Genomic DNA, 12,274 nt, shown 5'->3' on the forward strand with positions numbered 1-12,274 from the left:
GTAACCGATCTCAGATTGCACGGGTGCTCGCTCGTCTCCTGGGCACGCACATGACGACACGGCGGAATGCCGCGTTCATGGTGCCTCACTTCAACAGACGATCGAGCCGGAACGAGACTGAATCAAAGTCTTAAGAAATTTTTGCGCGCCTTACGACTCGCGGACAGCGCGTGCGCCGTGCGGATCGCCAGCGAAGCGCACTGCGCAAACCACGCGGCATCGGGCTTTCCCGGCGTCGTCCCGGTCGTGATGCTATTTCAGATTCAGCAACAGGCGCAGGCGCAGGGGCTGCAGCATTTCCGGTGGCGGCGCCTCCCCGACATTGCCCCGCGTGAGGATCTTCCGCAGATCGGCGTCGGCCTGCGCATTGTTGAGCGGAGGGAAGGTCACCTTTTCGACCGAGCCGTCAGGATTGAGCCAGGCGCGCACCTCGAGCATCTGCGGCGGGCCGTCCTCTTTTCCGCGGTGTTCGCGAAGATAGGCCCGGAAACGATTGCCGACCTCGTCATCCGCTCCCATCCAGTCTTCAAAACGATACCTGACCAGCTTCGCGAATTGAGTCCAGTGCGGCGGCGCCTTGCTCGCCTCGCGATATTCCTGCGACCGCGCTGGCGCGGAAACCAGCGCCGGCGAAAACGTCGCCACGATGGCTGTCGCCGCAACCCAACCGGCTATCTTGGACAAACTCATCTGCCACATCCGTCTCGCCTCAATTCTGCAAACACGTGACCCGCGCCGAGAGCGAGGCCGCTCGGCTGGCGCGCGAGGTCGCGGCGACGATCTGGGACCGGTCATCTTCCACAACACGAACACCCTTGGAGGCGAGGAAGCTCTTGGCGTCCCCTGCCCCCACCGCGACCACGCGGCTCGATCCGGTCCTGCGGCTTATGATCCCTTGTACCAGGCCACGACTGTCCAGTACCGGCGCACCGCTGGCGCCGAAGGTGACATCCGTATCTATCTGCAGCGCACCCGACTGGTTGCCTGGGCTGCCTGCGACGGTCGCGTTTGCAAACAGGCCACGGTTTGTCGCCAGCTTGTCGTAAGCGGAAGCAAACACCATGTCGTTGGCGCTCACGCCCACCGTACTCGGGAAAACCGCCGCCAGCCCCAAGGTCTTCGACACCTTGATCAGCGCGATATCCGTGCTGGGCGACAAACCCACGAGCTGCGCCGCCAGCGCCCGTCCTTCCTTGAAGACAACGAGGCGCGCGCAATCGTCTGCCGCGTGACGGGCGGTCAGCATGTGACCCTTGTCATCGACGAAAAAGCCGGTGCCGGTCTTTTGGCGGTTGGGCACCGTAGGCTCCTGCGTGCGCGCCAGGGGCGAAACCTCGGACTGCTGCTGATGTGGCGCGAAATGCCCAACCGCCCAGCCGATGTCATGAGCCTCGGCGCGCCAGGCGGCCGCCGTTGTCAACCCCAGCAGTCCGAAACCGACCGCGATGCCTCGGATGACGGTGGCCAATCCGCGACACCGGTGCGCGCCATCCGCATGTCGCGGCTTGATCATTGAATCCTCTTGTCCTGCAATTTGTCTGGCAGACCCGTTTTCGAACAATTTGTCGCGGGGCGCGGAGTCCGTTCAAGACGCTAGCTCAGCAACACGATGCCCCCCGGCAAGCTCCGCGCCGTGGCGCCGAACAGGCCGTGGGCCTGAGCGATGAAGTCGTCGAGGTGATCGAGATGAAACGTGCCCGAAATCATGCGGTGCCCAAGTTGCTCGTCCATAACGACAATCCTGCCCGGCCGGTAGCGATTGATCTCTTGGACCAGACGATTGACCGGCCAGTCGCGAACGATCAGAAGACCCTTTCGCCAGGCGTCCGCCTGCTCCAAATCCGCTTGCGAGGCGCGTCCGAGCCCCATCTCCGCCGAATAGGATATCTGCTGCTCGCCCGAAATGGCGACACGTTGTCCTTTCCATTCGACTTCGACGGCGCCTTCAAGACACGACACCGAGACGGCACGATCGAGACATCTCACATTGAAACTGGCGCGACGCGTCGTGACGCGGCCTCCGGCGGCATCAATGACAAGCGGCGCGGGCGCGTCGCGCTCCGCCTCGACGGCGGCCTCGCCCGAAATCAGCTCGATGCGCGGAGCGCCCTGCTCGGATCGCACGGCGATGCTGGTCTGGGTGTTGAGCGTCAGCGAGACATTGTCGGCCAATGCGATGTTGCGCCGTTCGCCCTTGCCGGTCCGATAGTCCGCCGACAGTTCTTCGAAAGATGGCCATAGCCCCATCGGCGGACGAACGACCACGTATCCGGCGGCCACCGATGCGGCGGCAGCCATCGCGCCCCCGACCAGCGCCCGGCGGCTGAGCCTGTCGCGCGCGTCGCGTTGACTGCGGCGTTCAACATTCACAAGCTCTTGGCTTGCGAGCACGCGCGTCGCCTCGCCGAAACTGCGCCACAGCCTCACGGCATCGCGGAAGGCGGCCTCGTGCTCATCGCTGCGCTGCCGCCAAAGCGCCAAAGCGGCAGCATCGTCCGACGTCGCCGACCCGGAGTGCAGGCGAATAACCCACGCAAGCGCCTGCCGCAGCAGCGGGTCAAGCTCGGAAGGAATATCGTCGCCTGCGGTCAAGGCCAATCGCTCTTTGTTGATTCTCCCGCCGAATGACTTCGGCGTACTCAGAAATACCGCGTCCTCATGCTCTATAGACGATTGACGCAAAGGAAGACTGAATCGAAAATGCAGCCTATCCGCACTTTCAAGCTCTTTGTCGCTATAGAAAGTGCATCTTTCAAAATTTTTCTTGAAGATTCGCGATCCGCGCCGGCATTCAACCGTGCGCGTTGGAAAAACGCCGCTGGAGCATGATCCGGAAAAGTGGAAACCGGTTTTCCCTCGCGACAAACGCGAAGCGTTTGCGCAGGAAGATCATGCTCAAACAAAGAGACGAGATCATGATCCGATCCGTCCAATCGGATTATGATCTAGACAGCCTGACAAGCACGTCTCTTGCCAAGATGCAAGCTACTCGCTGGCTTTCGCCTTTGGACGCGGCCCGAGGCGCCGGAGAACGGTGCGGCCTAGCCGACGGCTGAGATGCTCCATGGCATGCTGCAGGTCGAAATCGACCGTGCGCACATTGATGCCAAACCGATCCGCAATCTCGCGGTGGGGCTGATGATCAAGATGGGCCGCGATAAATACATCGCGCCGCCGGGCGGGCAATTCTGCGAGAGCTTTCTGAAATTCCGTCAGCTCGATGCGCGATTCCGTCACCATTGCCGGGTCCGGACGGTCGTCGGGGATGACGTCCATGATCGCCGCGATTTCCGAGGCGTTCAACAAGTGCCGATCGCTTTTGCGCCGATCCTTGGCGACATTCAGCGCGGTACGAAACAGATAGTCGACGGGGCTATGAATCGGCACCGCATCGGATACTCGATCGACCCGCAGAAACGCTTCGTGCAGCGCCTCGCGCGCGAAATCCGAGGAGCCAAGGCAACGCGTCAGACGCTTGGCCAAGCCCTCGTAATCAGCTGCGACTGTCTCTCGCAGAGATTTACTATTCGAATCAGACACCTACCAGCCCCGCAACGCCACGCCCTGCGTTTCGCAGATCGCGGTCAGTCCCGCTATTTTCCCTATCCACCGAGGATGACACTCGCGTGACGGACATCAGTCACTCGCAAGCTGGTCGGCGATCGCGGCAATCGAACCACAGGTGCGGGAATATTAAGATACCGCGGCCATTCAGCCGGAAGCTTGCAACGGCTGCGCCCCGAGAATCGTTTGATCGCCCCGGCATCGAGTAAGATGTCGCCGGAGCTTGAGGCAACCCCTTATATTAGTCGCCTACAGCGCGTGGATCGAGATCATGAAGCGGATCGGGAGCGGCATGTTGGGCGGCGCCTGCTGGCTCAACACCAGGCCACGCAAGCTCTCGGCGATCGAGCTATCCCGATCAAAGTCGCCTGTCGAACCGTCGAGCTCGGCCCTGTCTATGACTCGCGAGGACGGCGTCACCCATAGTTTGACCGCGACCCGATATTCGCCCCGCCTGGTCCGCCCGCCCTTCTTGAGCGCCTTCTGAATGTCCGATTGCAGGAGGCTGATATATTCTCCCAGATTGCGATCGGGAGCGTCGGTCGTACCGCGAACACGTAACGTTCCAAGCGTTATGTCCGCGGAGACTGGGGGATGGATGGGCGGCTCGTCGGGATCCGGCACGGACGCCGGCGCGAGCGTCACGGCGTTGGATCGGCTATAGCGAACCCTCAGGTCAGTATCGGCCAGGAGCATCAGCAGCGCGGCCTGCGGCGTGAACTCGCCGTTGACCGACGGCGAACGGAAGCCGGCTGCCGAGGTCGTTTCGAACATCACCTGGACGCCGGCCTGCTGGCTGTACGCCTGCAGCGCGTCGATCAGTGGCTGCGCCGGGATATTGAACGTCATGAGCCCGACCGGCGGCGTCCGCTCGTTTCCGGATGCGACGGTAACCCCGACCAGAATGACAAGTAGCGCCGCGACCTTCGCCAAGGTCCAGGCGCCGAGGCGGGGTAAGTTCATCCTTTGCCGGACTTGCGCCCGGGACGAAGCGATTTGGCCAATACTTAGCATCACTGACAACTGAGCCGTCTCGCTGGCTACTTCCTCGCAAGGGCCTTCGATTTCGCGCAAGCAGATCCCGGAGGTCGCGCCATCTCTCCGTCCTCACATCGTACCTTCCTATGTCAACCATATGACAGATTGCCTGACGGCGTCACCTGCCCGACCTTGGCACATCAGCCGATACCACCGCGGCCGAACGAGCGCACGCCTCGAGACGATGACGCGGGAAGCAGCTCGGATAGGCTTCGCGAGCCGGCCGAGCTCAGCGGGTAAGGTCACAGAGGATTTACCGTCAGTTTCGAACGCGTGCTTTTGAAAGCGCGACCCACTTTCCCATCTGCAATGTATGGGAGCTGCGAAGCGCTCCGGCATATCGAACAGATCGAAAGTTGCCTCGCAAAGCAGGCGTCGGCGCAAAGCCGCCGCGCACTTGCACACGATGGTGAGGATCGAAGTATGACACAGATCGCGGTGGCCTACACCAACTCCACAGTCGAAACTAAAGCGGTGCCGGTGGTTGCGCCCCGCCGGCACGCCATCCATCAAGTGCTGCTGCCGTTTTCGGTCGCCTACTTGATCGGCGCCTTCGTCACCGATCTCGCCTATTGGCGAACTGCGCTGGTGATGTGGGAAAGATTTTCGGTCTGGCTGATTGCGGCCGGATTGGTGATCGCGGCGCTTGCGGCCATCGCCGCCGTGATCGATCTCCTGATCGACAGGCAGAGGCCGGCCTGGTTTCGCGCACTCACCTATGTCGTCGCGATCGTGCTCTCGATCGTGAATGTCCTCGTTCACAGCCGTGACGGCTATACCGCGGTGGTGCCGACCGGCCTCGCGCTCTCGGGGCTGGTCACGATCCTTCTGCTGTCCCTGGCGGTGGGAGGCTGGGGCTTGACCTACAGCGATCGCGCAGGAGCAGTCGAATGACCAGCTTGCTCAATCTTGCCCGTGCGACGAACCTGCCGCGCTTTGCCACCGTGGCTGTCGCCGCTGCTGCCTTGAGTCTTGCGGGCTGTGACGACAGCGGCGGGAATCCCGCAAGGCAGATCGGCGCCCATCCGTACTTGCCGGAGGTGCAGCAATATCTGCTGCCGCCGATCAGGATTGCGCGGCCAGCTCCGTGGGGTAACGAAACGCCGAAGGTGGCGGAAGGGTTGCAGGTCCGTGCATTGGCCACGGGGTTCCAACATCCGCGATCGCTTTACGTACTGCCGAACGGCGACGTGTTGGTGATCGAAAGCAATGGCCCGAAGGCCCCGGTCTTCCGGCCCAAGGATCTCGTCACCGGCTGGGTGCAATGGTTCGCCGGCGCCAAGGCCGAGGATGCAAATCGCATCACGCTGTTGCGCGACACCAATGGCGACGGCATTCCCGATGTGCGCACCGTATTCCTCGACCACCTCAACTCACCATTCGGCGTTGCGCTGGTCGGCCACGATCTCTACGTCGCGAACACCGATGCGATCGTGCGATATCCGTACGAGGATGGACAAACCAGCATCACCGCATCAGGCACCAAGCTGACCGATCTTCCCGGCGGGCCTATCGATCATCACTGGACCAAGACCTTGCTCGCGAGCCCCGATGGCACGAAGCTCTATGTCGGTGTCGGCTCGAACAGCAACATCACCGAGAACGGCATCCAGGCCGAGTACGAGAGAGCCGCGATCTGGGAGATCGACCGCGCGAGCGGCGCCCATCGCATCTTCGCCAGCGGCGTGCGCAATCCCACCGGGCTGCAGTGGGAGCCCGAGACCGGCAAGCTCTGGGCCATCGCCAACGAACGCGATGAGATCGGTCCCGATCTCGTGCCGGACTATTTGACCTCGGTGCAGGATGGCGGCTTTTATGGCTGGCCTTACAGCTACTACGGCCAGCATCTCGATCCGCGCGTCGAGCCGCAACGCCCCGATCTCGTGGCCAAGGCGATCGTGCCGGACTATGCCCTGAGTTCGCATGTGGCACCGCTCGGCCTCGCCATGTACACAGGCAACAACCTTCCAGCGCAATATCACGGAGGCGCGTTTGTCGCCGAGCATGGTAGCTGGGATCGAACCCCACTCAACGGCTACAAGGTGGTGTTCGTACCGTTCAGCGGCGGCAAGCCATCCGGTCCGGCGCAGGACGTCGTCACGGGATTCCTCAATGCGGACGACCACGCGCGCGGCAGGCCGGTTGGCCTCGCGATCGATCGGGCGGGTGCACTGCTGATCGCCGACGATGTCGGAAACACGGTGTGGCGGGTGTCCGCCACGAGCCCAGCGGCCCAAACCAAGTCGGACACATAAGCGCTAGAGGAGCCCAAGGAGCAAGGCAGAGCCGGGCGTCGTTCGCGACGTCCGGCTCCGCCATCATCGGAATAGCGCGCGGCCCGCGAGCAATGGCAAGAGCGAGATCGCACGCATTTGCGAATTCGCACGGCCGCCTCCCCTCCTCGACCAACCTGCGCTTCACAAATAACCGCGGCGTGAACTCGCTTGCCTGCGAGCACAGCAAGCTCACCGATTTGTAAGCAGCATCCTCTCAATCGGACGTGAACTCATTAAACGCCTGTTTAGTGGCCCCGCCGACCACGCATGGCCTACGTTCAGCTTGCAGCTAACTCGAAGCGAGAGCGTGATCGCCATGAACAGCTCAGTGCACGTTACCGGCCCCGAGCGGCTTCGACCTCGGCACGACACAAACTCCGGGCTTCGACCGAAGTGATCTGAAATGTGCGTTTCAGCAAAAACCGTCGCTCTCGAAAGACCGATGCAACGCCTGCTCCTAATGATCGTAATGCCTCGACATAGCGCGGGCCTCGACCAGCACTCGACGCAAGGCGTCGGGCGCAAATAGGAAGCTTTACAATGGAACAATACTCTCTATTGGACGCAGACCAGGAACAGCAATTTGCACGCCGTTGGCATGAACTCGGCGATCAGGCCGCGCTGCATGCGCTCGTCAAAAGTCATCTCAGGCTTGCAGCCAAGGTAGCGCGGCATTATCGCGGATATGGTCTCCCGCTCGCCGATATCATCGCCGAAGCCAATGTCGGTCTGGTCGTTGCCGCACAACGCTTCGAGCCGGACCGTGGCTCGCGGTTTTCGACATACGCATTATGGTGGATCAAGGCGAGCATTCACGAATACATCCTGCGCTCCTGGTCGCTGGTCAAGATCGGAACGACCGCCGCTCAGAAGAAGCTGTTCTTCCGCCTCAGGAGCGAAATCAGGAAAGTCTCGAACAACCAGACCTCGCTCACGCCGGAAATTGCCAATGTGGTCGCCGAGCACCTGGGCGTCACCGCTGCCGACGTGATCGAGATGGACGGCCGGCTGCGCGGCGATTTTTCCCTGAACAAGCCGATGGACGACGATGGACAAACGGCGGAATGGGAGACGATGCTGGTCGATAATTCCCCTGACGCCGAAGTAATACTGGCGGAACGGGACGAGACGACCCAGCAGACGAGCGCACTCTCGGCCGCGCTCAAGGTGCTGACACCGCGCGAGCGCCAGGTCTTCGAGGCGCGGCGCCTCACCGACAACCCGCCCACGCTGGCAGAACTCGCGAGCCGGATGGACATTTCGCCCGAGCGCGTGCGGCAGATCGAGAACCACGCCTTTGAAAAAGTGAAGCGCGCAGCGGTCGGCTATCTGAGGACCGATCGATTGACGCCTGATGGCGCGACGAGCGTGCCGCCGCCCACGCAACGTGACCGCCCGCAGAGGAACGAGTCGGGTCATGAACGGGTACGCGCGGAATACGAAATGCAGATTTAGAGCATGATCCGGAAAAGTCGATACCGGTTTTTCGAAAAGACCATGCTCAACGCCCTAGAGGCGGACTGAGGATCTCACCTCATTGTCCCCTGCAAGACACGGAGGCTGCGACATGCTCGCGATGATGAAGCGCTTCTCGATCGGTGCCGGTTTGATCCTCTCACTCAACGCACCTTTCTTCGCTCAAGCATTTGCCGCTCCGGCTTCACAGGGCATCTCGACCGCCGGCCCCGCCACGCCCGAATTTCGCCCCGGCGATCTTGTCCGCCTGCGCTCAGGCGGGTCATTGATGACGGTCGACACGGTCAAGGACGATCAGGTCGACTGCTTCTGGACCGACGGCAGCGGCCAGACCAACAACGCGACCTTCCCCGTCCAGGTCCTCCGAAAATTCTGATGCCAAACAGACATCGTGGGGCGGATTAGGCCGTGTACCCACAAACCCTGCGGCGCGATGCGACGAACGCAATGTCCGCTTTGCCCCTATAGCGGCCGAGTTCGTGCGGCAGCGCAATATGTCGCGATGGGCCAAAACCCGAAATGGCTCGGTCCTATTTCATCTCGCCCATCGGCGACAATGAAGGATTATTCTTGTCGCCGCTGGTGAAGCGGCCGCTCAGCGGCCCGAGCGATGGATCAATTCCGCCACGTTCGGCAGTATCCTCATCACGACCGCATCGAGTCCGGCTGAGTTTGGATGAAATCCGCTCCTTCGCACATTGGGCTGCGAGTCGTTCCCGCGCACTGTCAAACTTCGGATAGAACAACATACCGTGTTCGCTGGCGAACTGGAGAATATCGCGACGAACGCCTTGCTATTTCCTCGCCTAGGCAGGCGCGAGCCCGCGCTCCAAAGCGCAGCCCGATGAGAGGCTTCGCGGAAGCAACCAGAATCGTTCCGCGGAAAGGCTCTGGACTGTTTCGTCGCTTCGCCCCTCGCAATGACGAGTGGAGAGCGTGCCTCGGGCTATTTCGGCCTCCTGTCAAGCTACTGCGAATTCGAGTGGCATGCCCTTTTCGATTCGAGTCAGGCGATTTGCCAGACCGAACGTGCGGAAGACATCGGCGAGTTGTTCCTGGCTCTCCCGCAAGTGGCCCCAACCTTCGTTGTGAACCGAGACCAGTCTCGAATTCGGAAACGCGTGCGCGGCTTCCAAAGCATCCTCGCTACCCATTGTCATGCGGAAACGCCCTCGCGGCTCCGCGGCACCGGTGTACAGCACGACAACCTTTGGAGAGAAGCGGCGCGCAACGTCCGCGGTGCCATCGAACCAGAGAGTATCGCCGGTGATGTAGATGAGATCACCCGGCTCATTAACCCCGAGGGCAAATCCAATCACGTCGCCAGCGTCGACCCCGATCGGTCCATGGCGTGCCGGTGTCGCCGTCACGAACAGCTTCGTGCTGCGACCCACCTCGAGCGAGCGCGTCTCGAACGGCCTCAGGCCGACGACACTTCCGCCGAGACGCTGCGCCCCCGACTTTGTCGTGTAGGTCACACCGATGCTGGGCAGAAGAGCGCGGCCAGAGTTGTCGAGATTGTCGAAATGATGGTCGTGGCTCAGCAACACGGCGTCGAGCCTGCCAATCTGCTCGATCGAAAGGGCAGGCCCTGCGGTCTTAAGGTGCTTCACAGGGCTATGTGGTCCCTGATACTGCCCGGGCGGGTCAAACGTCGGATCCGTCAGCAGGCGAATGTCGTCAATCTGAATGAGGACAGTCGGGCCGCCGATCAAGGTCAGCGTCATATTCGAGGCAGTCATGGCCACTCCTGGTCGATCGCGCTGTCCGGCCGAATGTCACACGCGGCGGTAACCTTCGGCCAAGCCGTGCACTCCATCAGGCCGACGGCCCCGAAAGACCGGTCTTCTGCACAGGGCCACGATCGAGGTACGGGGTCTTGTCGCGCGTCTTCAGCGCCCAATTCGCGATCTCGTCCTTACGGGCAAACCAGACGGCCGGCTTGCTCTTTGCGTATGTGAAAAAGCGATCAAGGGCGCGCACGCGATTGGCGTGACCGGAGAGGCGGTCATGGACCGCCATCACCATCATCCGACGGCGACTGGCCCCTTCCTCATAAAGCTGATCGAATTCGTCCTTGAGCGACTGCTCATAGGCAGCCGGGTTATAGCCCTCGAATGGGTAAGACACGATGTCGTTCAAATGGAAAGTGTAAGGCACTGTGACGAAATCGCCGCCCCTGACTGGCAGAATGAACGGCTCGTCCATACTGGCTTCGTCCAAATAGTAGGTGAAACCGAGCTCTTTTAGGATATCGAGTGTGTGCGGGCTGTTGCGTACCCAATAGGCGCTCCATCCCTTCGGCGTTTGGCCGGTCGCGCGCTCGATGCTGTTCATGTTGTCGATGATGAACTGCCGCTCATCAGCCGGGCTCAGATCATAGCTCGCCGACCAGGTGCGGCCGTGGGCGGCCGCTTCGTGTCCGCGACGCACGACCTCTTGTGCCAAAGCGGGATCCTTGTCGACCGCTTGCCCGATCATGAAGGCGGTGACCTTGATGCCGTGCTTGTCGAACAGGTTGAGCAAACGCGGCGTGCCCTCGTAGATGCCGTACTGGAACACGCCGTTAGTCGGCATGTCCGGCAAACCGTCCTTGATCGGTTCGGGGATCACGCCAGGAGCGCCGGAGAGGGGCTGACCGCCGCCTTCGTACATTAAGGAAATGCTGATCGCGAGACGCGCGCCATTGGGCCAGAGCGAGGAATTGTCTGTCATTGTCGCCTCCTTTCCTTCGACCGTTACATTCAGCGTCATTGCAGCAGCCGAGGCGCCGGTGGAGGTCAGAAATTCGCGGCGGTTCATGATGGCCCTCCAAATCCCGGATCAGAAGTGCTGACGCGTCGCAAGTCATTACGCCTACGGATCGTCGAGGCCCACCAGGGCGTTGATGGAGTCGGCGAACTGCTTCTGGCTCTATCAGCCGTGGCTACCGTGAATAATTTGGCTCATGCAAACATTCGGAGTAGTCTAAAAAAATGACTTTCATAAATACGAGATCTGTATGAATGATCGCTTCACCTCAATGCGGCTGTTCGTGCGGGTCGCACGGAGCGGCAGTTTCTCCGTGGCAGCGCGCGAGATCGGGATTACGCAGCCGACCGCGTCCAGGATCGTGGCGGCGCTGGAGAAGCAAATCGGCGTCGCATTGTTGCTGCGCAGCACGCGGGCTGTGACGCTCACGGAAGCCGGCGCGGATTATCTCGCTCGGTGCGAGGCGATCCTCGCAGCGCTCGATGAAGCCGATCATGCTGCACGGGGCACCGGTGAGTTGCGCGGCACCCTGAGAGTGGCGGCGTCTCCGTCCTTCGCTTCTCGTACGATCATGCCAAAGCTCGCCAAGTTTAGCGATCGGCATCCGAAGCTGCGCATGGAATTTTCACTCGACGATGCTCGGCACAACCTCATCGAAGATTCCGTGGACGTGGCCGTCAGGATAGGCTCCCTCGATGATAGCACCGCTGTGGCGCGCAAGATTGGCACTCTTCACCGGGTTCTCGTCGCCGCCCCGTCGTACCTGGCGCGAGCTGGTGCTCCTTCCGGGCCGGCTGAGATCACCAAGCACACGCTCATTGTGGGACCTGCGGGTGGGTCTTCAGAGGCATGGTCGTTTCGTAAAGCCAGAAAGGCTGTTTCAGTTCGCATCCAAGGACGATTTGTTATCAGCGCGACGGAAACAGCGTCTGCCGCTGCAGTTGCAGGCTTGGGTATCTGTTCGACCAGCCAGGGAAGCGTTCGGGCTGAGCTGCGGTCGGGAGCACTCGTCAGGATCTTGCCAGACTGGGAAGTTGGTTCGGCCGACATCAACGTGATTTTGCCGGCTGGGCGCGCCGCCAAGGCGTCAGCTCGTGCCTTCGCCGAGTTTATCGCGGAGCGAGTTCATGAAATGGAGCGGGACTTTCCCTGGGAAGGAAATTGAAATC

14 protein-coding genes are annotated in these 12,274 nt (G+C 61.3%); 6 read left to right on the forward strand and 8 right to left on the reverse strand.

The window, feature by feature from the left end; translation table 11 throughout:
* Window positions 1–252 precede the first annotated feature (252 nt).
* The 3 genes from AC5ZG1_RS14445 to AC5ZG1_RS14455 form a co-directional block, all read right to left on the reverse strand.
* Window positions 253–690, reverse strand: a complete 438-nt coding sequence (locus AC5ZG1_RS14445) for a hypothetical protein (RefSeq protein ID WP_496133247.1) — start codon at window positions 688–690, stop codon at window positions 253–255.
* A 19-nt stretch (window positions 691–709) separates the two neighbouring features.
* A complete protein-coding gene (locus tag AC5ZG1_RS14450; RefSeq protein ID WP_496133248.1) occupies window positions 710–1,513 on the reverse strand; it encodes a S1 family peptidase in 804 nt (267 codons plus the stop codon).
* 80 nt (window positions 1,514–1,593) lie between these two features.
* Entirely contained in the window at window positions 1,594–2,592 is a 999-nt protein-coding gene (locus AC5ZG1_RS14455; RefSeq protein WP_496133249.1) for a FecR family protein, read from the reverse strand.
* A 172-nt stretch (window positions 2,593–2,764) separates the two neighbouring features.
* On the opposite strand from AC5ZG1_RS14455, the gene AC5ZG1_RS14460 reads away from it, so the two are divergent.
* Window positions 2,765–2,944 carry a hypothetical protein gene (locus AC5ZG1_RS14460; protein ID WP_464346192.1) on the forward strand — a complete coding sequence of 60 codons (180 nt, stop codon included), beginning with the start codon at window positions 2,765–2,767 and terminating at the stop codon, window positions 2,942–2,944.
* 41 nt (window positions 2,945–2,985) lie between these two features.
* Here the strand turns inward: AC5ZG1_RS14460 and AC5ZG1_RS14465 are convergent, their stop codons facing one another.
* A complete protein-coding gene (locus AC5ZG1_RS14465; RefSeq protein ID WP_456641817.1) occupies window positions 2,986–3,540 on the reverse strand; it encodes an RNA polymerase sigma factor in 555 nt (184 codons plus the stop codon).
* A gap of 273 nt (window positions 3,541–3,813) precedes the next feature.
* A complete protein-coding gene (locus AC5ZG1_RS14470) occupies window positions 3,814–4,527 on the reverse strand; it encodes an STN domain-containing protein (protein ID WP_208827457.1) in 714 nt (237 codons plus the stop codon).
* 498 nt (window positions 4,528–5,025) lie between these two features.
* Between AC5ZG1_RS14470 and AC5ZG1_RS14475 the strand changes: the two genes are divergently transcribed.
* From AC5ZG1_RS14475 to AC5ZG1_RS14490, 4 genes are all read left to right on the forward strand, one after another.
* Window positions 5,026–5,496 (forward strand): DUF2231 domain-containing protein, encoded by a 471-nt coding sequence (locus AC5ZG1_RS14475; protein WP_496133250.1) that lies wholly within the window; start codon window positions 5,026–5,028, stop codon window positions 5,494–5,496.
* Complete coding sequence (locus tag AC5ZG1_RS14480) at window positions 5,493–6,857, forward strand: PQQ-dependent sugar dehydrogenase (protein WP_496133251.1); 1,365 nt, start codon at window positions 5,493–5,495, stop codon at window positions 6,855–6,857. Before AC5ZG1_RS14475 ends, AC5ZG1_RS14480 begins: the two co-directional genes overlap by 4 nt.
* 561 nt (window positions 6,858–7,418) lie before the next feature.
* Window positions 7,419–8,333 (forward strand): RNA polymerase factor sigma-32, encoded by a 915-nt coding sequence (locus AC5ZG1_RS14485; protein WP_496133252.1) that lies wholly within the window; start codon window positions 7,419–7,421, stop codon window positions 8,331–8,333.
* Window positions 8,334–8,445: 112 nt separating this feature from the next.
* A complete protein-coding gene (locus tag AC5ZG1_RS14490; RefSeq protein WP_496133253.1) occupies window positions 8,446–8,730 on the forward strand; it encodes a DUF2158 domain-containing protein in 285 nt (94 codons plus the stop codon).
* Between the two features lie 154 nt (window positions 8,731–8,884).
* Here the strand turns inward: AC5ZG1_RS14490 and AC5ZG1_RS14495 are convergent, their stop codons facing one another.
* The 3 genes from AC5ZG1_RS14495 to AC5ZG1_RS14505 all read right to left on the reverse strand — a co-directional run bounded on the left by AC5ZG1_RS14495 (window position 8,885) and on the right by AC5ZG1_RS14505 (window position 11,156).
* Window positions 8,885–9,103, reverse strand: coding sequence for a hypothetical protein (locus AC5ZG1_RS14495; protein WP_130226320.1), 219 nt, complete (start codon window positions 9,101–9,103; stop codon window positions 8,885–8,887).
* A 213-nt stretch (window positions 9,104–9,316) separates the two neighbouring features.
* Window positions 9,317–10,096, reverse strand: coding sequence for an MBL fold metallo-hydrolase (locus AC5ZG1_RS14500; protein ID WP_496133333.1), 780 nt, complete (start codon window positions 10,094–10,096; stop codon window positions 9,317–9,319).
* Between the two features lie 76 nt (window positions 10,097–10,172).
* On the reverse strand, window positions 10,173–11,156 hold the full coding sequence (locus AC5ZG1_RS14505; RefSeq protein WP_456641823.1) for a polysaccharide deacetylase family protein: 984 nt from the start codon (window positions 11,154–11,156) through the stop codon (window positions 10,173–10,175).
* A gap of 199 nt (window positions 11,157–11,355) precedes the next feature.
* On the opposite strand from AC5ZG1_RS14505, the gene AC5ZG1_RS14510 reads away from it, so the two are divergent.
* Complete coding sequence (locus tag AC5ZG1_RS14510; protein WP_496133254.1) at window positions 11,356–12,270, forward strand: LysR family transcriptional regulator; 915 nt, start codon at window positions 11,356–11,358, stop codon at window positions 12,268–12,270.
* The last annotated feature ends 4 nt before the right edge of the window (window positions 12,271–12,274 follow it).

It is taken from the genome of Bradyrhizobium sp. Leo78 (genome assembly GCF_059512425.1).